Raw genomic sequence first — 22,477 nt, 5'->3', positions numbered from 1 at the left:
TTAACGGACTTGTGGTAACTTTGCAACGTATATTTTGTTATTACGGTACAGTTTTTAAACCATCAAAAGGAAAAACTGTCTAAAAAGAGTAATTAAACCTAAGAAAATGAGAAACTTTTTGGTTATAGCATCGCTTTTTGCGACTACGCTCCTCCAAGCCCAAAATGACAAACGTGCCACCGCTATCTTAGACGCGATGAGCAATAAGTACAAAACAATGACCTCGTTCAAGGTTGCCTTCACGTATACCAATGAAGGCTCCAAAGAAACCCTGAAAGGGGACGCGACCGTAAAAGGAACGAAGTTTCGGTTGAAAATGGCTGGCCAAGAAATTTTCAATGATGGCAAGGTGATGACCACCTACATCAAAGAAAGCAACGAAGCGACCATCAATACCTACGACCCCAAAGAAGTAGGCGACATTGACCCGACGAAGGTGTATACCATCTACAAAAAAGGCTACAAATACGTGTTTATCGAAGAAGTAACCGAAAGCGGACGCGTGTATGAAGTAGTAGAGCTTTCGCCCGAAAAGAAAGAAAGTAAAGTGTCTAAAGTTCAGATTAAAGTAGACAAAAAAGACAAATCCGTCAGAAGTTGGAAAGTAATCCAGCGCAGCGGACAGCGCCTGACGTTTAAAGTGGATAAGCTTACGCCCAACGTAAAAGTAGAAGATAAATTCTTCGCTTTTGACCCTGCCCAATTCAAAGGGGTAGAGGTAATTGACCTTCGATAAGTCAGAATTACTTCTTATAAAAATAACATCGGGGAGTTATTTCAACTTCCCGATGCCTCCATCTACGCCAATTATCTGCCCCGTTACCCAGCTTGCTTCGTCAGAAAGCAGCCATTTTGCGGCCGATGCTACATCATCAGGAGTGCCAACGCGCCCCAGTGGATGCCGCTTGGCCGAGGCTTCCCGTTTTTCATCGCTCGAAAGCAAACCGCTCGCCAAAGGCGTATCAGTGAGTGAAGGTGCCAAGGCATTGCAGCGAATTTTGGCTGCTGCAAATTCTGCCGCCAACGAACGCGTGAGTCCTTCAATTGCCCCCTTGGAAGTAGCGATTGACGCGTGAAATCCCATACCAGTCTGTACCGCTACCGTGCTAAAAAGCACAATAGATGCGCCGTTTGCTTTACGTAATCTGCCTAAATTGGCTTGCAAAACGGCCACTGCGCCCAACACATTGATTTGAAAATCGGCTTGAAAATCGGCCGTCGAAAAGCGCTGAAAGGGCTTGAGCGAAATCGTGCCCGGAGCATACACAATTCCGTGAAGTATATCAGGCAAGGAATCAAAAATACCCGTGGCTGGTTGGGTTACGTCCCAAGTGATGTGTTGACTTTTTAGATTTTCGGGGGCTGTTCGCGAGGCGGTAAAAAGCACAGCTCCTTCGGCTTCCAATCTTTTGGCAAGCGCGTATCCAATGCCTGAACTTGCCCCGACAATCAAAATATTCTTTCCCTGAAATGACATAGTAAGTTTACGTTTGTCATTTTAACCAAATATGTACGAAGAGTGTTTAAAAGACTGTTGCGAAAAAGTCTGATTACGAGAAGCTATCCACCCCGAAATTGTATCAAATACGTGCTTGGTGAGCAACACGGCGCTTCCGAATTTACGGTTTTCGGGCCGGTAGCCGCAAGAGGCGGCGTTGCCAGATACGTGTATGCCCACGACCATGAATCGGCCTTGGTGCTCAATCCATATTGGTGAGCCGCTGTTTCGTTGGGTCGTGGTGAATGAATGGATAAGGCAGTGTTTCGTAACCTCAATGACTCGGCCTTCTTCCCTCCACATCTCAAAATCAGCCTTGTCGATGGGGTAGCCTGCGATGTGAATGGGGCTGTTTTCGGTTAAATTTTCGGCTACCAAGTAGTTCTCGTTCCAATCAAAGTGCCCTCCCATCTGCTGATAAACGGCGTCCGTATCAAGCATTATTGCGCCAAAATCGTCTTTAACGTAACAATTTGGATTTTTGTAGTCAGGAATTGAGTGGATTTTAAACGTGAAGGGGGGAATGTCTACCCAATAGATATGCGGTGGTAACACCGCATTGATGAAGGGATACACCTTAAAATGACTGATGCGTGATTCTGTTTCATTCAGCGAATGTCCCGCCGTAACAATAACATTTTTGTCAACCAAAAAGCCCGTCGAGCGACTGACGTAGGGCAGAGGATTTCCTTCAAAGTCAACGCGAAAAATTTCTAAAAGGCATATATATCGGTAGGGAGCAAATCCCGAATTTTCAACCCGTAAACGATTCATAATTGTAAAGTATTTGCCGCAAAGTGAGGCAAACCGATTAGTGAACTGATAACAACAAGCGGTTTTACTAATCAGTTCACTAAAAAATCATGCCCGGGCCAAAGATTATCAGGCAGTTGCCCATCTCTTTTCAGGTTGAGCGGTGGCATCTTTGCGAATGTCAAACCAAATAAAGAGGCCCGTAATGATGGTAGCCACGACAAAATAGGCGCTCAGAACGAGTGTAATCCACGGCAGTGACTCCCCTATTCCGAACCAATTGGTTGTGTAAATCAACCAAAGCCCTATGCCGTTTTTGAGTCCTTCCCATGCCAAGGCGTAGGGGTTGCGGTCCATGAGTTCGGTATAGGCAAAGACGCTCAGAAAGATGAAGCCACCGTACACAAAAATATTGGGCGTGCCTATTTTGGCAATGTTCATAAAAAAATAATTGATGAGGGCAAACGTAAACAAAAACTGAACCCACGTCCAAACTAAAAGGGCAGTGGAGGCTTTAGTGGCGTATTTTTCAAAATGGTAAGGGTCATCAATTTTAGAAACGGGGTATTTTTCCTCAACATCAGCTGGGCGCCAACCTGTGGGCATAAACCAAATACGAAGTTTATCCCGCCAACTGTCGGTTCGGTATGCATCCTGAATGAGTAGCCATAGGTGTTGGAAATTGATTTTAATGGGATTCCACGTTTGGGCTGGTCGTGTAATGCCGTAAACGGGCGGAACGTGGGGTAATTCTTCCTGAAATGTTCCAAAAAGTTTATCCCAAATGATAAAGATTTGTCCGTGGTTTTTATCCAAATATTCTGGATTGATGGCATGATGCACGCGGTGGTGTGAAGGCGTGACGATGATGTGTTCTAAAAAGCCCATTTTATTGATATACACGGTATGATACCAGAACTGGGCAAAAAGATGCAAAGGGGCAACAATGGAAATGACCGTGGGCGAAATGCCCAACAACGCAGCTGGTAGCAAAAAAATGGTAAACAAACTGACAAACGACGAGATGCTTTGCCGGAGCGCACAGGCCAAATCAAACTCTTCGCTGCTGTGATGGATGGCGTGTTTGTTCCAAAAAAAGTTGATTTCGTGACTCATACGGTGAACCCAATAGCCCGAAAAATCAAGCGCGATGAACGCCACGGCGTAAGTGGCAATCGTGGACTGAATGGTATAAATGGCCCAGTGTTCGACCATCCAACCGTACGTTAAAATAGAAACACTCAGCCCCAACACATCCTTGATGATATTAGTATAGCCAGAACTCATGCTCGAAAGCATATCCATGGTGCGGAAAGGCTGTTTTTTGACCGCCCAACCGTAGATTTTTTCCAGTAAAACCAACCCCAAAAAAATGGGCATGGCAATGAGCAAAATTCTTCCGTAGGTTTCCATTCGTATTGTGCTTCAAAGGTAGTAGGCAAGCATACTGTTTTAGTGGTACAAAGGTAAAAATAATTTAATTTTATCAGTAATTGATTGTGCTATTCATGGATAAATACCTCCGTGCATAAAAGTCAAAACTCTTTATGGGGTTTTACCGTATATTATTAAAACGTATATTTTTTTACGATGAAGCTATTATACTTACAAAAGTCCATTCAAATTTTTAGTTTTTCATTGTTGCTGTTTTGCGTGGGTTCGCACATTGTGATGGCCCAAAAGCTCAAAAAATTGACTGGGACGGTTTTGGATGCCGAAACCGCTCAACCATTGGCGGGAGCATCTGTTAATACGGGACCGAATGAGGGTGTAATATCCGATATCAATGGTGTTTTTAGTTTGCTTATTCCCGAAAACACCCAGAAAGTTAAAATTTCCTTCGTGGGTTTTCAGACTACCGAAGTAACTATCGGCAATCAAGCCAATGTGACTGTTTATCTGAAACCGGGTAAATTATTAGACGAGGTCATCATCACTGCGTTGGGCGTGGAGCGTGAGTCTAAGAACTTGGGTTTTGCAGTGCAGCAGGTGGATGCCCGGGAAATCAGCAAGGTAAAATCCACCAATTTTCTGGATAATTTGGCTGGACGAGTGGCGGGGTTAAACATCACGGCTGGAACCACAGGCGTGGGCTCTTCGACCAAGATTACCATTCGGGGCGAGTCTTCGTTTACCAACTCTAATCCGCTTTTTGTGGTGGATGGGATTCCTATTAACAATAATACCGTAGTGAATAACGTCAACGACGATGCCGCTGGTTTTCAGGAGGTTGACTTTGGCAACGGTGCCATGGATATCAACCCCGACGACATCGATAAAGTAACGGTGCTCAAAGGACCGGCCGCCGCCGCCCTGTACGGAACGCGGGCATCCAACGGGGTCATCATCATCAAGACCAAAACAGGAGGAAATCAAAAAGGCATCGGCGTGTCGTTCAACTCAACCAACTATGCCGAAACGGCCTTCAAACTGCCTGTTTTTCAGAATGGATATGGCGTGGGCAACAGTGGCAAATTTGCGTTCAAAGACGGCTTGGGCGGTGGTGTCAATGATAATATCACCTACAGTTATGGGCCAAAACTCGACGCCGGGCTTTTGATTCCGCAGTTTGACAGCCCCGTTACCTTGCCCGACGGGCGCGTGGTGCGCGGCGGTGATCTGGCGATTCACGGCGGACAGCCTATTACGCCAACGCCGTTTGTGTCTCATCCCAACAACGTCAAAGATTTTTATCAAACGGGCTATACCCGCATCAATAATCTGGCCTTTACGGCAGGCAATGACAAAAACAATGCGCGTTTGTCGTTGACCGATTTAGCCAGCCAATCCATCATTCCGGGCGTGGATTTAAAGCGTAAAACCGTTTCGGCGGCTTTTACCTTCAGCCCGACCTCGTCGCTGAAAATTCTGTCGACCCTCAATTATGTGAATACGGGCAGCAATAACCGCCCCGCGACCAAATACGGCTCCGAAAACACCAACTATGCCATGGTGGGCTGGTTGGGAAGGTCTACGGATATAAACTCCTTGAAGGATTACTGGCAACCGGGACTGGAAAATGTGCAGCAATATTCGTACAACTACACCTTTTTCGACAATCCCTATTTTACGTTACTCGAAAACCGTAACGCGTTCAACCGCGACCGGTTATTTGGCAATGTGTCGTTGAAATACGACTTCACCAAAGAACTGTCGCTGACGGTACGGACGGGTATGGATTACCAAAACGAAGACCGGACTTTCAGAAGAGCGTTCAGTTCCAACCGTTTTAAAACGGGGGCTTATGCCGAGCAGAGCGTTTTTTATCGGGAAATAAACTCCGATTTTCTGGCGAATTATTCCAAAACACTCAGCGATTTTTCGATAGATGTATCCTTGGGAGGCAATCAAATGAACCGTAAAGCCAACTTGGAGCAGATTCAAACCCTGTCGCTGGCGCAACCTGGCGTGTATTCGTTGGCCAATGCCTCATCGCCGCTGGAATACTTTCAAAATGCCGATAACAAACGCATCAACAGCTTCTACGGCATTGCCAAATTTGGCTTTAAGAATATGCTGTTTGTGGATATTACGGGCCGCAATGATTGGTCGAGCGCGCTGGCTACGGCTACTTCGGTGGCCAATACGTCGTTTTTTTATCCGTCGGTTTCGGCGGGCTTTGTGGTTTCCAACGCCATCAAATTGCCCGAAATTATTTCTTTTCTGAAAGTCCGGGCGAGTTACGCGCAGGTGGGCAATGACACCAATCCGTTTCAGACCAACGGAACTTTTACGTCGCGTACGCCCGTGGGTGGGTTGCCGAGTTTCAGTGACCAAAACTTTATTCCCAATGCCAATCTCAAGCCCGAGAGCATCACGTCGGTGGAATTTGGAACGGATGTACGGTTTTTTAATGACCGCCTGAAATTGGATGTAACCTATTTTAATTCGTTGAATAAGAATCAGATACTCTCGCTGCCGATTGCAGTATCGTCGGGGTATGTACAGCAAAATGTCAACGGCGGCGCGGTTCGGAGCAAAGGTCTGGAAGCAATCGCAGATATTACTCCGGTGCGTGGGCGGCGTTTTAAATGGAATACGTTGATCAATTTTACCGCTTATCGCAATCGGGTAGAATCATTGCCTGAGCAAGTCAAGACCATTACGTTGGCTTATAATCGTGTGTATGACATTGTCAATCAGACAGTTTGGTATCAGGTGCAGGAAGGCGGACGAATGGGCGATATGTGTGGGACGGGCTATCTGAAAAACGCCAATGGCGACTTTGTTATCAACAAAACGGGCGGGTACATTGCGGATAACACCCTGAAAAAATTGGGTAATTACAATCCTGATTTTATGGTGGGTTTCAATAACAATTTTACCTATAAAAACATCAACGCCGCATTCTTGGTCGATTGGCGACAGGGCGGAATTTTGGTGTCGCGCACGCTGGCGCTGGCGGCTGTGGGTGGCCAATTGATCGAAACTGCCGACCGTCCCGAAGCGGGTATTGTGGCCAAAGGGGTGGTGAATACCGGTACCGCCGAAAGCCCCGTCTATCAGCCCAATACCGTGGCTGTGTCGGCCGAGACGTATTATCGTCAGTACTATGACCGCAACCACGAAGAAAATAATACCTATAATGCGTCGTATGTGAAACTGAGAGAAGTGCAATTGGGCTATCAACTGCCCGCTTCTGTGTTGGGAAAGCACATTCAATCCATCAGTGTTTCGTTGGTAGCGCGAAATGTGTTTGCCATTAGCGACATGCGCCATTTTGACCCCGAGCAAACGGCCTTTCAGGGACAGAAATTTTTGTCGGGAGTAGAAGATATGAGTTATCCTACCTCGCGCAGCTTGGGTGTTAAATTGAGTTTGACCTTCTAAATCATCGACGTTTTTGTTGTACAAATGCATTCAATCATGAAAAAATATATCGCTCATCTCTCAGTCATCGTGTTGGTGATGTTGGGGAGTTGCACCAACGATTTTGAAAAGATCAACGTTAATCCCGTAGCGCCCGTAGATGTGCAGCCGGAGCTGTTGTTGCGTAAAGTGCTCTTCGATTACGCTGACCAAATGTCGTACGAAGGTTTTGTGGCAGGCAATCTGCTGGGACAGTTATTCACCGCCATTGACTTCAATCTATTCGACCGTCATAGCCTTACCGAAGCGCAATACGGCGGAAATCCCTGGCTGTTTCTGTACGAAAATCTCCGCGACAACGAGATATTACTTACCAAATCCCGCTCCAATCCGGCGTATGCGGTCTACGAAGGCCCGGCCCTGATCTACAAAGCGTACCTGACGGGCGTACTGACGGATTTGTACGGCGATGTGCCTTACAGTCAGTCGTTGAAAGGAAAAGAGGGAAACGTAACGCCGGTATACGACGCACAACGGGATATTTATTTGGGCAAAGACGGCATCATTGAAAACCTCACCAAAGCCGTGAACGTCATCAGTGCTTACAAAGGGGCGCAGGCGTTGCAGGGAGATATTATTTTTGGAGGTAACTTGTCGGCGTGGCGAAAGTTGGCCAATTCGCTGAAATTCAAATACTTGATGAGACTGTCGGCGCAGGAAAATGTAGCCGCTGAGTTGGCAAAAATTTACGCAGGCGGAGACTACATCAAATTACCTTCAGAAAACGCGGCGTACCAATTTACGGCCTCGCAGCCCAATAATTTCCGCATGTCTACGGCGCGCGTTGGTGACTTTAATCTCTTCATTATGTCGGAAACGGTCGAAGAGATTTTGACCAAACTAAATGACCCCCGGAGGCAGATATTCTTTCGACCCACGGCCAATAATGCCAACGTCTACAAAGGATTGCTCAACGGGCCGGATGCGTCCAAACTTTCCATATCGGTCGGGAATTATTCCTTTGCGGGACGGATTTTCCGGGAAGAAGCCGGGAAGTTGAAAGCCAATTTCCTGACGAGTTTTGAGGTCAATTTCCTGATGGCTGAAGCCGCCGAAAAGGGTTTTATTGCCGCCGACGCCAAACAACTCTACGAAACTGGCGTAACGCAGGCCTTTGAGTATTGGGGAGCTACGTTGCTCGATACCTACCTCAAAACCGCCCCAGCGGCTTATAAGCAGAACGGGGCTAACCCCCTTGAGCAGATTATTACGCAAAAATGGTTGGCCAACATCATCAACGGCTACGAAGGTTGGATCGAGTACCGTCGGACGGGTTTCCCCAAATTGAAAACCATCTCGGCGAGTTTGAATCAAAACCTGATACCGGTGCGATTGCCTTATCCTACCACCGAAGATGCTCTGAATAATGCTAATTTTAGAACGGCCGCGTCCAAAACCAATAACAACAGTGTAAATTCGCCCGTTTGGTGGGATAAATAATTTTGTATGGATGCAATTACGTGGCAGTGGGTGATTATGATCGGGTCGAGTCTCCTGTTGTTTGTGGTCTCACCGCTGACGAGTAAAACCAATGATTTTTTTAAAGGAAGCAAAGACAACGTACCGCCCAATTCGCTGTGGCTGACGAGCAGTTTGGTGATTTCGTGGCTCTTTGCCAAATCCATTACTAACGCCGCCGATTTGGGCTATGCCTTCGGATTTGTGGGCGGGGTGGCCTACGCGGGGTATTACCTTTCGTTTATGGTAGCGGGCGTGCTAATCTACCAAATGCGCATCAAAGGGAAGTTTCGCAGTATCCATCATTTCCTGGAAACGCGCTACGGGGAAGTGGCGGTAGGGCTGTTTTCGTTGCTGATTGGTTTCCGACTCATCAACGAGATTTGGTCCAATACCATCATCATTGGTACCTATTTTGGCGAGCAGGGGAGCGTCCCGTATTTTTCGTCCATCACGGTGTTTACGATTCTGACGTTGGCGTACACACTCAAAGGTGGGATGCGGAGCTCAATCTTTACCGATATGATTCACTTGGTGCTGTTTATGGTGCTTTTGGTGTTCATTTTGGCCGTGCTGATTCCCCAAACACCCGGTGGTATCACGACCTTGGCGAGCAAAGGCGAATGGAAAATGAGTCAGGGCCTTAATCTGCTGTGCGTAGCGGTTTTGCAATCCCTGAGTTATCCTTTCCACGACCCCATCATGACCGACCGGGGCTTTATTGCGCCGCCCCGCACTACGTTAGTTTCCTTTGCGATGGCGACCGTTATTGGAATGTCGTGCATCATCCTGTTCAGTTTTGTCGGCATTTTTGGTTCTATGAAAGGCCTGCCCGCCCCCGCCACGGTGGAAGTAGCCAAACTGTTTGGTTTGCCCATGGCGCTGATGATGAATTCCATCATGGTGACCTCGGCGGCCTCTACGATTGATTCTACCTTTTCGTCGTCAACGAAGCTTATTCATCTGGATTTGCTCAAAGAAAAGGGAATCAGCGTTCGTAAAGGGCGCATCACGATGGTGCTGTGCGCTTTGTTCGGAACATTGCCCGTATTTCTAAATCCCGAAATTCTTTCGGCCACCACCATCAGCGGCACGATGGTGCTAGGATTGGCCCCGATTTTTCTGTTTTGGTGGATAAAAGCCCCGAAATGGTCTTTTTATGGCTCCGTTTTGTTCGGCATTGCGTGTGGGCTGACCACGATTTTTGTCAAAGACGTTCATTGGATTCAATTTTCCGAAGGCAAATACGCCGACCTGCTCAGCATCAACGTCGTCGGAACAATAGGGTGCTTTACGTTGTTTTTTATACCTGTTCTGTTTAAAAGAAAGTGACGCCTGAAACGCAACATATCGGTACCCTGCGCGGAAAAGTCCTGATCTTTGGGGGTGTTTACTCCAATTATCAGGCGTTGGAAGAATTGTATCAATTGGCAACGAAGGAAAATATTCCCGCGCAAAACATCATCTGCACGGGCGATATTGCCGGTTACTGCGCTTCGCCGGTCGAGTGCCTGAATTTTTTGGAAGACTGGGGCATTCGGGCGATTCAGGGCAATGTAGAACAAAATCTGCTCAACGGCACCGACGACTGCGGCTGTAATTTTTCCGAAGGCAGTCGGTGTGATTTTTTTGCCAAACAGTGGTTTCCGTACACCGCCGTTCGGATGACCCGCCGTAACCTAAACTACCTCGCAACGTTACCCCTTTTCCTTGACTTTGAATACGCCCAAAAACGGGTAAAGGTGCTGCACGGCTCCATGCAGAATATCTCGGAATTTGTGTTTAAGTCTACGCCGTGGGAAGTAAAAGCGGCCAATTTTGAAGCGGCAAAAGCAGACGTCATTCTGGCCGGTCATTGCGGATTGCCGTTTGCGGATGCCCGGGAAGATAAATTATGGCTCAACGCCGGCGTGATCGGAATGCCCGCCAACGACGGCACCCCCCGCGTGTGGTACGTAATGTTGGACGATGCCAACGACACCTTTTCGTACGAATTCAGAAGTTTTGAGTACGATGCGGGCGAGGCTAACCAACTCATGATGGAAAACGGCCTGCCCTATTCCTATTCCGAAACCCTCCTGACGGGCCTCTGGGACAACTGCGACATCCTGCCTGACGAAGAAACGGCTTTGCAGGGCGTGGCTATTGAGTTTTAGGATTGCATAGAAAGAGCAATTTAAGGTGCCTCCTGATACTCCTAATGATTCACTTTTGCTTTAACCCCATGCCGCGCGGCGGTCCGACTTTAGGCTGAGATATATTTTCAGGAGTATCTTACAACTGCTGATAAAGCCTCTTTAACTCTGCTCATTTACTTAAATCTCTACATAGCATCTTCTCCGTGTTCCGAATATCCTCAATCTTTCCCCAATTGCTTCAACCGCCCCTGATAAGCCTGCCAATAATTTCTTTTGGTAGAATCGTTGAGAAAAGAGGCGGCAACCATTTTTTCAACCGTTTCGGAGCGGGATAGCAAGGTAGTAAGCAGACTATTAAAGATAGTTTCACTGATACCAGCCTGTGTAGCCAGCGTGGCAAATTGCTGACGCATTTTTCCCTGCGCCATGTTTCTGGGTAAAAGTCCATCTTCCAAGGCAAAGTCTTTATCTTCCATGCGGATGCGGCTGTTCAGTAAGTCGTACGCTGGGCTTAGCCGATAGTCGCCCAAGGGGGTTTCGAGCACTGAAAAGTTCTTGAAATGCGCATCGCCATTGGAAAAGAGATAGTTGAACAGCAGGATTTTTAGGAGCTTAGGCGCTTCCAATGGGTAGGCTGGTAGATAGGTCTGCATCAATTGAAATAACTCCGAGTAGTTGCCTGCATACTTGTAATGCGCACCGTGGGTTTGCGGGGTTCGGCCGGCCAAAGAGGCAAAATCCTCCTGTCCCGCTTTTGTTCCATCCTCCCGAATATCAAAACGCTTGGTAATATAGGCGGGAGCACCGTTTTTGAAGAAAATCAGAGCATTTTCGGCCGTTTCCAGTCCAAAGACCTGCCGGGCAATCTGCATGGTAAGGTGCTCATTGGCGGGCATTTGGTCGGGTTTTTTGCCTGCCCCGGGAATAGGTTTCAGAATATGGGTGCCACGCTCGCCTTCATGGGTAAGTCTCAATTTATTTTTTTCAAGCACAACCGAAAATTTTTCCTGTACGCCTGAAATAGACATACGTTTTCTGTTCTCTTCAAACAGGTCATCGGTGTCAGGATTGAACGCCGGCGAATCGTAGGGCAATACATGATGCACCTTTTTGCCATAAAATACCCTATTCAGACAGGCTTTGCTATACGTGCTGAAACCCTCCGCTAAGGTTCCTGGACAATGCGTAAGTTGAGGTACATTCATGGCATTTCCGATTTAATAACCCGAACGGCACCGATGCTGTCGGTGGCCGCCGTAACCATCAGCAAGCCAAAATAATCATCGGCATCAATTCGATGGTGTTTGCAAACGACTTGCTTATTTGAACCTTCAGGCAGCATATTATAGAAAAATGGAAATAAATAATCTCCATTAAATTCCCGGTGTGTCTTGGGAAACGTAAGGCTTATGGATGGCTTATTGCTGTCTGCCCAGGTATCATGATAGCGAAACGTAAACGAGCCGTCATCGTGTTGGGTCAATATCCCCGCTTCTTCATTTCGTAAGAGTATTTTGGCCTGTCTCATGGGTTACGGGAAATCGTTTTTAAGCGTAAGCTGAGTTCCATTCCCAACACATCGGCCAGCTTTTGCAGGGTTTGCAGGGTAGGATTCCCTTTGCCGCTTTCAAACTGTTTTAATGTACGCAAACCGACGCCTGACAACTCCGCAAGGGTTTCCTGCGTCACCTGCATCATTTGTCGGCGTTCTTTGATTGATTTTATTAGCTCTTCAAAGTGCATTATACCGCTCTTTTTTGTGTAAATATACAATCAAATTCAGTAATTATATTAAAAAGAGCATTTTAATGCACTATTTCTTGAAATTATCTTGTATTCGATGAATTATACGGCCCAATAGTGCGATATATGGCACTTTTTAGAATGAATCAAAAATATAGTAACCCTCCGCGTTGTACGCCTCTGTGCCTCCGTGGTTAAAAAAATGCCATTCAAACATAAAAAAATCGGTACCGAAGTCATTCGATACCGATTTATCTGTCAAGCTGCAAAACACTTATTTGGCTACTTCTCCGCCACACGAACTGCCGGCTCCCGCCGTACATCCATAACAATGCTGGTTGATGATGATGGAGCGTTGGGTCAAGGCTTCCATGTCAAAATCCCGCAGGTGCTTGGCTTTGCCCGCTACTTTGAGGTCCAGCATTTGATTAAAATCGCAATCGTATAAGTATCCATCCCAACCAATCGACAGCGTAGTACGGCACATGACGTTGGCCGCTGCCGTCGGATTGAAGGAGTTGACGAGCTTTTCCATGTATTCGCTATAATTGCCGCTCACCAACAAATAATCTAAAAAGCGACTGATGGGGATGTTGGTGATGCAAAACAAATGATTGAATTCAATGCCGTATTTGGCCTTTAGCGCCCGTTTGAATTCCTTTTCCATGCCTGCCTGTCCGCTCGGCAGAAAAGCGCCGGCTGGATTGTAGACCAAATTAAGCGTTAGGCCGCTGTCTTCCTGCCCGTAGCCTACGGCATTGAGCATTTGCAAGGCTTTGATGGAATCTTCAAAGACGCCATCACCGCGCTGCGAATCGGTGCGGGTGGCGGTATAAAACGGCAACGACGAAGCCACTTCAATGCGGTGTTGCTTAAAAAAATCGGGTAAATCGTGGTATTTCTTATTGGCTAAAATAATGGTCAGATTGCACCGAACGATGATGTTGATGTCATTGTCGATGGCCCTGATTTGCTCAATAAACCAACGAAAATGCGGATTCATCTCAGGTGCCCCGCCCGTGAGGTCTATGGTCTTGAATTTATGTTTTTGCAGAACACCCAAACACAACTGCATGGTTTCTTGCGTCATGATTTCCTTGCGGTCTGGCCCCGCATCTACGTGGCAATGCTTACATACCTGATTGCACATTTTCCCCATGTTGACTTGAAAAATGTCGATTTCGGTGGGCTTCAGCGGAAAAAGGCCAATAGGTTCTAGCTTCTCACGAAAAGACGGGAGGTGTTTCCCCAAAGTAAGGCGGTCGTTTAACACCTCCAATTGAAACGCAGATTCGCCCAGTTCATGCTTTCGGGCTTTCAGTGATTTGACAGGATTCATATTGTGGGCAGGAGTGAGGAGTGAGAAGTTTTTTTACTCACTTCTGATTCCTCACTACTCAATTACATTGTTAGTTCTTTTGCTTTATTGATCATTTGGGTGCTATGTACCAGGGTAATTCCCGCTGCCATGACCGCCCCTACGTGAACTGCCTCCATCATTTCGTCTTCTGAGCAGCCTTTTTCGAGCGTATCGGTCGTGTAAGCGTCAATGCAATACGGGCATTTGAGTACGTGAGCCACGGCCAGTGCAATCAACGATTTTTCGCGGGAGGTGAGTGCCCCTTCGGCAAATACGTCACCGTAATACTTAAAAAAATCGTTGGCCAAATCTTTCGCCCCAAAGGCCCCGATACTACCAAATTTCTTGAGGTCTTCGGAATTGTAATACGTCGACATAAAGCGATAATGTTTATGGTTATCTATAATTACGTAAATATAGCAATGTTAGATTTGGACCGTTGTACATAAATTTAAGAGGGTCGGGGCAGTGTGTGTGTATTTATAACTATCTTTCGTAGGGTTTTGTCTTTTAATGGGGTAAAAAAGATACGGATAGAGACATTGAAATGTAGCTTTTGGTAAGCAGCTATAAGTATCCCAAAAGTGTAGCAAAGCCCGCAACGTGACGAGCCGACGGGAATCAATGAGCTTATTATGTAATGTTTTTCCGTAAAAAATGGTTATTTAAGCAGAAGTAATTTTAAGTATGAATAAAAGAAAAAAAAACAGCGAGGTAAAAAACAAAAAAACTCGCTCCCAAAAAAAGATTGTTACTTTTTTGGATGAATTCAAATCAGAGATTGCCGCTTTTTTTGAAATCAATAACGAACAGCCATTTGAACTGCAACAGCTTCACGACCATTTTGACGCCGATGACCATAAAATGCAGTTGATTCTGAATGGGTTACTCGATGAGCTTATTGAAGAAGGACGCATCAAACGTACGCCGGAAGGTTTGTACGTATCCAACGTAAGTGCCAATGTGCTGATTGGAAAAGTAGAACACGTCAACAAAAACTACGCGTTTATTGTCATGGATTCGCCGTTGCCCGAAGGCTCCAAACTTTCGGAAAATGCCGACGTGTGGGTGGACTCCGATGATTTGCGCGGAGCCATTGATGGAGATACGGTGCGCATTACTCTGTTCAGCGATTATCGCAGCGGTCGTCGTCGTGAAGGACGCGTAGAAGAGGTCATTGCCCGGGGAAAAACAGAATTTGTGGGTGAAATCGAACTGTGGCCGAAGTACGGCATTGTGGCTTTAGACAACCGCCGGATGTACGAAGATGTGTACATTCCTGAAAATAAACTTAAAGGGGCACAGGATGGCGATAAAGTACTCATCCACCTGACCCAGTACGCTACGCGCTCGCGCCGCATGGAAGGGGAGGTAGTAGAAGTGCTCGGAAAAGCAGGCTCGCACGAAACTGAAATGCACGCCATTTTGGCGGAATTTGGCTTGCCGATTCGCTTTTCCGAAGAGCTCGAAGCCGAAGCCAACGCGATTCCCGACACCATTTCTGCCGAAGAAATAGGGCGTCGCCGAGATATGCGCGATATCACGACCTTTACCATTGACCCTGCCGACGCCAAAGATTTTGACGATGCGCTTTCGGTGCGGTTTTTAGACAACGGAAACTACGAAATCGGCATCCACATCGCCGATGTGACGCATTATGTGCGCCCCGGAACGGCCTTGGAACAGGAAGCCTACGCCCGCGCCACGTCGGTCTATTTGGTGGATAGAACCGTGCCAATGCTGCCCGAAAAACTTTCCAATAATCTCTGCTCACTACGCCCTAACGAAGATAAACTCACGTTTTCGGTGGTGGTTGAAATGACGCCCGAAGCTAAGATAAAACACGAGTGGTTTGGACGTACGGTGATTCACTCCGACAAACGATTCTCGTACGAAGAAGCGCAGGAAATCTTGGAAATGCAGGCTGCCGCTGATAAAGCCGCCAAAGAAGAGGGCTTCATTGACCTTTCTGCACCGTTGCCGTATGCCAAAGAATTGACGCTTTTGAACACATTGGCGCACAAACTTCGAGCAGACCGATTTGCCAAAGGAGCAGTTAATTTTGAAACTGTTGAGGTGAAATTTCGGTTGGATGAAGCAGGAAAACCCCTCGGGATTTATACCAAGGTGCGCAAAGATGCGCACAAACTCATCGAAGAGTTTATGCTTTTGGCCAATCGACGAGTACCTGAATTCATTTACCAAAAATCAAAAGACAAAGGCAACCCAAACACCATGGTGTATCGAGTTCACGAAGAGCCTGATATGGAGAAACTCCGCATATTTGCCGCTTTTGCGGGGCGTTTGGGGTATAAAATGAAATTTGAGAATGAAAAACTTGCCGCCCAGTCGCTGAACCAGTTGATGGAAGACCTCGAAGGCAAGCCCGAACAAAATGCGCTCGAACAGTTGGCAATTCGGACCATGGCCAAGGCCCGTTATGGCACCGAAGACGCGGGTCACTTTGGGCTTGCGTTTAAGCGTTATTCGCACTTTACGTCGCCCATTCGACGCTATCCCGATATGATGGCGCATCGTTTGTTGCAACATTATCTGGATGGAAAGCCCTCACCCGACCGTGCCGAACTTGAGCCGGCCTGTAAGCATTCCTCGGCGCGGGAGCAATTGGCCGCCAATGCCGAGCGTGCGAGTATCAAGTACAAACAAGTGGAGTTTATGGCTTCCATGGAGCCAGACCGTGTTTGGAACGGCATCATTACGGGCGTGACTGAATTCGGGATTTTTGTGGAAATCACCGACACCGCGTCTGAAGGATTGGTGCGGATGAATGACCTCAACGACGATTATTACGAACTCGACAAAGAAAACTACCGCTTGGTAGGACAGCGCACCAAAAAGTTTTACACTTTTGGTGATGCCGTAAAAGTAAAGGTTAAAGAGACCAATATTTCGCGCAGAAGCATGGATTTGGTGTTGGCCGATGCCAACCCAACGCGCAGTACTTCATCGTTTAAAAATACCACCGAACGGAGTCGTCAACGCAGCGCTGGCTCATCGCCCAAAGATAAAGGCGCCCGCCGAAAACGTAGATAGCAGTCCGTTGGAAGCTATTGATAACCAATAGCTTCCAACTATTTTACTTCTATCCGAACACTTACTTCTTTTTGGGGTTTGCAAAACCAATCTCCTTGGCAGCGTAGGTAATAAGTGGTGGTCACTTGGGGATAAAATCGGCGCTCATTGCGGGCCGAATAGCTGAAGCGTTGGACCAATTCTTTGGCATTTCCATCGGTTTGTGAAAACCATTCCAAGGGCCCTTGTGCCCCATCTACCACGGGACATCCTGAAAAATAGAGAATTGTTTCCTCCCCTTTTCCAACCGTGGTGGTAGAAGCGGTGAGGGTAGGTGCGGGAACGTCGCAGGTAGCACATTCTTTTTCACGCACAACGATGTATTCAACGTTGGGGGCAAAATCGGCGGCTTTGAAAAAATAACGCGACGACCAGCTGGCCGTGGCGGCATTTTCCAAAATAACACGCTGTGTATCAAAAGCAGGCGTTGTCGAAAGGCTTACCTCGGCGCACTTAACTTCGTTGAGTAAACCTGAATAACCCTTGCGGAGGGCTAATTTGTACTCGCGGGCGGTGGGTAGGGTCACGTAGCCTGAATCTTCTTTGACCGTGATTTCGTACGGAAAAGGGTAAAGCGTATCGGGCTTTGGTAAGTCACGATCTACGTCATCCTGGTAGCCTTTGTCTGTAAAACGAATCAATGCCCGCGTAGCCTGACGGTCGGAGGTGACGCCTTTGGGGCCTTCCCAAACGATTTTGAACTTTCGTGAAATAACATTTTTATAGGAAAACGGGCGTTTTACCAACTCACACGGATTTGTAATTCCGCCTCGGTAAAAAACGCCATAAACGATAGTACCGTAGTAAAGGCTGTCTTTAGGGTTATAAAAACCCCGTTCGGTGTTGGTTTCTTCCAAAAAAGAAACGGGTTGGTCGGGCAGACATTTTCCCGTTGTTGCCTGATTGTCGTTGGTTCTCTCGGCTTTGGGCAATATCAAATCGCATCCCGTCAGGGCGGCAATGCTCAGCCACATTCCTACTTTTAGCCACTGTTTCATCTCCCCGAAATAGATAATGGTTTTTACAAATATACGGTGATTTTATCCAAAACGTTTTCCTTGGGTTTAATACAGATTTTGTATCTTTGAAAAATAGCTCCAATAATTGATTCGTCGCACTTTTTAACCTTCCTCACCATGAAATGGGCGTATAGTTTGCAACAAAAATTAAAAATTGCCGTGCTATTGACGGTTATTTTTGGATTGTTATTTGTCAAAAATTTGCTTGACAAACAAAATTTTACGCAGTTAGGCGAGGCGTTTTCTACGGTTTATGAGGACCGGCTGCTGGCAGAAAGCTACATTTATAAATTCTATCATCACTTATCAGATAAGAAGATAGTCATTGATGGCTGTGTGGCGTATGAGGATGTAAATCGGATTAAAGGGCAACTTTCTCGTCACAATGAGGCGATTAATGCGCTGATTTATGAATTTGAAAAAACCAAGCTAACGCCTGCGGAGGAGGTTATTTTCCGCAAATTCAAATCTCACGTGGCCGAAGACTTGCGCTTGGAAAAGCGTTATTTTTACCAAAATGATGGGGTAACAGACATCGTAAACGCCAAAAAAGTGTTGAATAAGTCATTTTATGTGATGTCAAATGACCTGAATCTTCTATCCAATATTCAAATTTCAGAGGGGGAAAAAGTGGCAAACAGCTCGCGACAAATCGTTCTTGGCTCGGCTTCTCAAAACCGATTTGAACTGTCTTTGCTGATTGTGCTGGGATTAGTGGTCCACGTATTGATTTTTGCTTCAAAATCTACGTTTCCAAAAACACCGCAAAATCCGTCATTAAACTAAATTATTTACCAATACACCTCAAAATCAACGATTTCTGATGCCTTTTGATGGGGTTGATACAACCAAAAATACAGCTCCTTGCCCACGGTATCGGCGGATGTAGACACAAAACTACGTTGTGGGAAGTTATCTAGGTTGTTTTTCTGCATTTCTAGGATGCGCTTGTCTTGCTGGATAATGATTCCGAAGAGCTTTTTTACGACCCATTTGCCAAAAAAACGCAACCAAGGGCGTCGCAGAAATACCCGCGCCGCATAAGTACATCCCGCTTTGGATTCATTGAGGCAGGCTTCAATTCTAATGAGCGGCTGTTGGTCTTGGGTGAGGTATTCCAAAATCGCGATGTTGGGATAAATATAATGCGCCGTTGGGGTCAGAAGTTGGTAGTTTTTGGGCAATAGTTTAGTGAGCAATCCTTTGGCTGGTTCGGCTTCATATACCACCATAAAACCATTAGGTTTGGGAAAAAGACGCGCTTTGAGAGGAGTGCGTTTTGTGTTTTCTGAGCGAATAAAACCGTTGTGTACGTAGTGTGTGTGGCTACCTTCTAGAAAATTCTCCAACGTATTGAGCAAGTTTGCGGTGGTGTTTCCCCCCAGCATTACATCTTGTGTTAAGGCAGAAATGGCAGGGAATGGCGCAGTTTCAGAAGTGGTTGCCCACACAATACCACCCTCTACGCGAAGCGAAATACACTCCAACGCAGCATCGGTGGCTTTGTTGATGACGGGTACAAATGTATTTTTGCCTTTATTGTTAAAACACCAGCCGTGATACGGACAAACCAATTCACCGTTTTGCACCCAGCCCTGTGACAACGGCGCACCACGGTGCGGGCAACTATCCTTGAATCCCGCCCATTGGTTATTGGTTTTGTAAATAACCAACGCACCAAAAGGTGATGAAACAGGACAGGGCTGATTGGCCTTGAAATCACGCTCAAACCCCAGCGGCCACCAGGTATTTTCGCTATAACTCATATTTTTCAAGCAACGGAATACCGATTTTGTTGAGTAAAAATAACAGCGTTTTCCACATTTGCTGCCGCGCGGCTGGCAAATGGTTGAAATAAATGGCTGAATATTCCAAATGGCCCTGTCCGCCGCGTAATCGCTTGAAAGATGCTGCCCCAGAACTTAGATTCAGTACGTGGCCAGTTTGGTGCATTCGTTTGAAAATCAAATCAATGGCTTGGATGTAGAGCCCTTTTTTGGGACTTTCGGATGTGTCATAACCTACGATGGGTGAAGTGATAGTGCCGTTTAATTCAAACAAACCCACGACCGATTTCAATAGCCCTTCGTCGTTGCGGTATCCTTCAAACCGAAAAAGTTGATTGGAAAATGCTTTCTCAAAAAACAATTCCGTAAAGCGCGGATTGTGTTGGGAGTATTTTTGGATGTATAATTGATTATAAAGTTCTCTGATTTGCGAAACATAATCACCAATTTCTGTGGGTGAGACGTAAGTCAGCTCAGATTTTTGTACCAGTCGGCGGTCATTGCCAATGTTGTTGTGTTTAGACCAGGTTTGGGCGTTGGGATGAAAATAATATACCTGCCGACTAGCGCCAGTTCGAAACCCGTATCGTTCAAATTCGTGCAGCAAAAGAGAGTGTTGAACTTGGTTGAGTGACCTAAAAATGAGGGTGTGTTGCGGGAATTGTTCGGTTAAAAAACGGACAATTTGCGGCAAATAGATTCCGTGCCAATCGGGGTAAGGGTTGGTGGAAAGTAGAAAATTATTGACGTGAATAGTTTTGTTTATTTCATTGCGAATCAGCCAATTAGACGTGCCTTTCAGGAGTAGATTCAACGATTTGTTCAGAAAAGGATTTCGGATATTTCGGTCAAGTTCTTCAATTGAGTAGGTTACGCAAGCGGTGTAGGGCGAGCATACGTAAGAATTATCAAACTCAGTATCGTTGATAGTGACGGGCAGAAACCAGCGGTCGTTGATGGATAAAAGGCGAAAATCGGTACGAACGTTTTCAATGAGTTGTTGGGACGGATGCTGCTCAAACAATTCTGCCCACGCCCGTATTTGTGGGTTAGGAATTTGCGAAGGAAGCAGCCACTTGATCATCTAGCGTTGCTCTTCAAGCTTGAATCAAGATTAATTCCACTATATTTTTTGCACTTTCAAATTTTAGGTCAGAAGTAACCAGTTTCGCTTTCATTTCAACGGCAGAAGCTACGATAATTGAGTCTACTAATTTCATTCGTGTAGTTAATCTGATTTGAATCGCCTTGTGTTTAATAGCAGCATTAAAGGGGACAATTACGCAATCATCAAGCATTTCACGAATTAATTTGCGCTGCGACTTTGTTAAATCGAATTTGCATAACATCTCCATTTCAGTCATTTCAGAGATGAAAATGATTTTGTTAGAGAGAATTTTGTCGATAATTTCATTCCCATCCAATGGGTCTGATGAGGCTATTGGTATCAGCAAAAATTGTATCCATTTATCCTTCTCGTAATTCTCGCTGATATTCAACGGCGTCTTGTCCCCATTTGATTTTACCGAAATATTTTTTTGTATTGAAGCCTTTGCCGGGTTTCAACTTTTTTAGCTGTTTTTCAATTTCAGCTTTTGAGTCATTGGGTTTAATAATGACGGTCATAATTTTGTATTTTTTGTACAAATATACTAAAAACGCTCGGGTTACCCATTCCACTCAATATCCTGAGTAGAAGCCTGTAACAGCGTTTTGTTTTGCAAGAACTTGATTTTTAAGAGTTCTACCAAACTCAACGGTTGTAAAAATAACGGTAAGGGGTCATGGCCGCTGAAAATCACGTCGTTGGCTAGGTAAAAATCCCGATTCAACATCCGATGCGGCTGCGTAATCAGAAAAGCAAATTTGACGGCCATGTGCTTTTGGCTCGGATTGAGAAGTTGGAAAGAATCGTCCAGAAAACAGCGCGCCAAATCATCGCCAATCAAATGCGCCCCGCTGATGCCGCGCGGGTTGCATTCCAGCACCACAGGCGTACCGTCGGGCTGAATGATAAAGTCAAAACTTAATTGGCCATGATAACCAATCGCTTCCCCAAATCGTTTGATGGAAGAGATAAGTGCTTGATGAGTGACGGGTTCAAAATAAATCCCTGAGCCTTTTCCGACGCGGTATTTAGGGTGATAAATTGTAAGGGCTTTGGGGTTTCCGTGGGCCCAAATGGAATAAACGCAGACTTCTTTGCCACTGACAAATCGTTGGGCTACCCACGCCGTTGAATCAGGGATTTGTTTTATCTGTGCAACCGTTGGGCGGAGGAGCGTAAAATTGGCAAAGCGGGAATAAATGGGCTTGAAAACGTAGGCATTTGCATTTTCAAAATCGGTAAAATCCGCTGCATTTATTGTATCAGGTACGGAAAAAAATCCCTTCGCCAATTCAATAAAGGTATCTTTTCGGTGGAGTTGATGCATCAATTCAAGGCCAGCCGTCCAGACTTGACAAGGCAGGGAATCTTTGGCCATGGCCACGAAAAAAGCCTCCTCACAGGTGGGGAGGCAGTGGTCTATTTTTTCGTCGATGATGATTTGCCTGAGTTTTTCCTGAAAAGATACAAACGCGTAAGCGGGCGGTGGTAAATGGTAATAAGTCGACACGTATTTGCTCCACCGTGCCAAGGTAAACCGCAACGAATCTGCCATGATGACGCGGTGGCCTTGTTTGCCAAAGCTCCGCGCCATCTCAAGCGCAATGGGCGCTCTTGCCCCCAAAATAAGGATGTTTTGCGGCGTCAATAG

Annotated in this window: 21 protein-coding genes; 7 read left to right on the top strand and 14 right to left on the bottom strand. The window is 46.2% G+C overall.

The window, feature by feature from the left end; translation table 11 throughout:
• Positions 1–106 precede the first annotated feature (106 nt).
• Positions 107–736: an outer membrane lipoprotein periplasmic chaperone LolA1 gene (gene lolA1, locus NCI00_RS13880; protein ID WP_253528533.1), complete on the top strand. Its 630-nt coding sequence runs from the start codon at positions 107–109 to the stop codon at positions 734–736.
• A gap of 36 nt (positions 737–772) precedes the next feature.
• On the opposite strand, the gene NCI00_RS13875 is transcribed toward lolA1, so the two are convergent.
• From NCI00_RS13875 to NCI00_RS13865, 3 genes are all read right to left on the bottom strand, one after another.
• Positions 773–1,477 carry an SDR family NAD(P)-dependent oxidoreductase gene (locus NCI00_RS13875; protein ID WP_253528531.1) on the bottom strand — a complete coding sequence of 235 codons (705 nt, stop codon included), beginning with the start codon at positions 1,475–1,477 and terminating at the stop codon, positions 773–775.
• A 21-nt stretch (positions 1,478–1,498) separates the two neighbouring features.
• The gene (locus tag NCI00_RS13870) at positions 1,499–2,272 is read right to left on the bottom strand and encodes a trypsin-like serine peptidase (RefSeq protein WP_253528529.1); all 774 of its coding nucleotides are present in this window, start codon (positions 2,270–2,272) and stop codon (positions 1,499–1,501) included.
• 108 nt (positions 2,273–2,380) lie between these two features.
• Positions 2,381–3,664 carry a sterol desaturase family protein gene (locus NCI00_RS13865; protein ID WP_253528527.1) on the bottom strand — a complete coding sequence of 428 codons (1,284 nt, stop codon included), beginning with the start codon at positions 3,662–3,664 and terminating at the stop codon, positions 2,381–2,383.
• Positions 3,665–3,841: 177 nt separating this feature from the next.
• On the opposite strand from NCI00_RS13865, the gene NCI00_RS13860 reads away from it, so the two are divergent.
• The 4 genes from NCI00_RS13860 to NCI00_RS13845 are packed head-to-tail and all read left to right on the top strand — an operon-like array spanning position 3,842 to position 10,734.
• Positions 3,842–7,081, top strand: coding sequence for a SusC/RagA family TonB-linked outer membrane protein (locus NCI00_RS13860; protein ID WP_253528525.1), 3,240 nt, complete (start codon positions 3,842–3,844; stop codon positions 7,079–7,081).
• 36 nt (positions 7,082–7,117) lie between these two features.
• On the top strand, positions 7,118–8,560 hold the full coding sequence (locus NCI00_RS13855) for a SusD/RagB family nutrient-binding outer membrane lipoprotein (protein ID WP_253528523.1): 1,443 nt from the start codon (positions 7,118–7,120) through the stop codon (positions 8,558–8,560).
• A 6-nt stretch (positions 8,561–8,566) separates the two neighbouring features.
• The gene (locus NCI00_RS13850) at positions 8,567–9,910 is read left to right on the top strand and encodes a sodium:solute symporter family transporter (protein ID WP_253528521.1); all 1,344 of its coding nucleotides are present in this window, start codon (positions 8,567–8,569) and stop codon (positions 9,908–9,910) included.
• On the top strand, positions 9,907–10,734 hold the full coding sequence (locus NCI00_RS13845; RefSeq protein WP_253528519.1) for a metallophosphoesterase family protein: 828 nt from the start codon (positions 9,907–9,909) through the stop codon (positions 10,732–10,734). The genes NCI00_RS13850 and NCI00_RS13845 overlap by 4 nt, the downstream gene beginning before the upstream one ends.
• A gap of 200 nt (positions 10,735–10,934) precedes the next feature.
• Here the strand turns inward: NCI00_RS13845 and NCI00_RS13840 are convergent, their stop codons facing one another.
• The 5 genes from NCI00_RS13840 to NCI00_RS13820 form a co-directional block, all read right to left on the bottom strand.
• Positions 10,935–11,921, bottom strand: coding sequence for a type II toxin-antitoxin system HipA family toxin (locus NCI00_RS13840; RefSeq protein ID WP_253528517.1), 987 nt, complete (start codon positions 11,919–11,921; stop codon positions 10,935–10,937).
• Positions 11,918–12,244: a HipA N-terminal domain-containing protein gene (locus tag NCI00_RS13835; protein WP_253528515.1), complete on the bottom strand. Its 327-nt coding sequence runs from the start codon at positions 12,242–12,244 to the stop codon at positions 11,918–11,920. Before NCI00_RS13835 ends, NCI00_RS13840 begins: the two co-directional genes overlap by 4 nt.
• Positions 12,241–12,459, bottom strand: coding sequence for a helix-turn-helix domain-containing protein (locus NCI00_RS13830; protein WP_253528513.1), 219 nt, complete (start codon positions 12,457–12,459; stop codon positions 12,241–12,243). The genes NCI00_RS13835 and NCI00_RS13830 overlap by 4 nt, the downstream gene beginning before the upstream one ends.
• Positions 12,460–12,733: 274 nt before the next feature.
• Positions 12,734–13,798: an arsenosugar biosynthesis radical SAM (seleno)protein ArsS gene (arsS, locus tag NCI00_RS13825; RefSeq protein ID WP_253528509.1), complete on the bottom strand. Its 1,065-nt coding sequence runs from the start codon at positions 13,796–13,798 to the stop codon at positions 12,734–12,736.
• A gap of 62 nt (positions 13,799–13,860) precedes the next feature.
• Positions 13,861–14,196 (bottom strand): arsenosugar biosynthesis-associated peroxidase-like protein, encoded by a 336-nt coding sequence (locus NCI00_RS13820; RefSeq protein WP_114463701.1) that lies wholly within the window; start codon positions 14,194–14,196, stop codon positions 13,861–13,863.
• A 310-nt stretch (positions 14,197–14,506) separates the two neighbouring features.
• Between NCI00_RS13820 and rnr the strand changes: the two genes are divergently transcribed.
• A complete protein-coding gene (rnr, locus tag NCI00_RS13815) occupies positions 14,507–16,873 on the top strand; it encodes a ribonuclease R (RefSeq protein WP_253528507.1) in 2,367 nt (788 codons plus the stop codon).
• A gap of 38 nt (positions 16,874–16,911) precedes the next feature.
• Here the strand turns inward: rnr and NCI00_RS13810 are convergent, their stop codons facing one another.
• Positions 16,912–17,910, bottom strand: a complete 999-nt coding sequence (locus tag NCI00_RS13810; protein WP_253528505.1) for a hypothetical protein — start codon at positions 17,908–17,910, stop codon at positions 16,912–16,914.
• A gap of 138 nt (positions 17,911–18,048) precedes the next feature.
• Between NCI00_RS13810 and NCI00_RS13805 the strand changes: the two genes are divergently transcribed.
• Entirely contained in the window at positions 18,049–18,717 is a 669-nt protein-coding gene (locus NCI00_RS13805; protein ID WP_253528503.1) for an MCP four helix bundle domain-containing protein, read from the top strand.
• A gap of 5 nt (positions 18,718–18,722) precedes the next feature.
• Here the strand turns inward: NCI00_RS13805 and NCI00_RS13800 are convergent, their stop codons facing one another.
• From NCI00_RS13800 to NCI00_RS13780, 5 genes are read right to left on the bottom strand one after another with little or no spacing between them, the layout of a single operon-like run.
• On the bottom strand, positions 18,723–19,697 hold the full coding sequence (locus NCI00_RS13800) for a Rieske 2Fe-2S domain-containing protein (RefSeq protein ID WP_253528501.1): 975 nt from the start codon (positions 19,695–19,697) through the stop codon (positions 18,723–18,725).
• The gene (locus tag NCI00_RS13795) at positions 19,687–20,802 is read right to left on the bottom strand and encodes a hypothetical protein (protein ID WP_253528499.1); all 1,116 of its coding nucleotides are present in this window, start codon (positions 20,800–20,802) and stop codon (positions 19,687–19,689) included. Before NCI00_RS13795 ends, NCI00_RS13800 begins: the two co-directional genes overlap by 11 nt.
• A gap of 13 nt (positions 20,803–20,815) precedes the next feature.
• On the bottom strand, positions 20,816–21,172 hold the full coding sequence (locus NCI00_RS13790; protein WP_253528497.1) for a PIN domain-containing protein: 357 nt from the start codon (positions 21,170–21,172) through the stop codon (positions 20,816–20,818).
• Positions 21,173–21,185: 13 nt separating this feature from the next.
• Positions 21,186–21,344, bottom strand: a complete 159-nt coding sequence (locus NCI00_RS13785; RefSeq protein WP_253528495.1) for a hypothetical protein — start codon at positions 21,342–21,344, stop codon at positions 21,186–21,188.
• A 41-nt stretch (positions 21,345–21,385) separates the two neighbouring features.
• Positions 21,386–22,474, bottom strand: a complete 1,089-nt coding sequence (locus NCI00_RS13780; protein WP_253528492.1) for an ATP-grasp domain-containing protein — start codon at positions 22,472–22,474, stop codon at positions 21,386–21,388.
• Positions 22,475–22,477: the final 3 nt, after the last annotated feature.

This window comes from Runella salmonicolor (assembly GCF_024158025.1).
Classification (GTDB): domain Bacteria; phylum Bacteroidota; class Bacteroidia; order Cytophagales; family Spirosomataceae; genus Runella; species Runella salmonicolor.
This window is presented reverse-complemented; position numbering and strand designations above follow the sequence as displayed.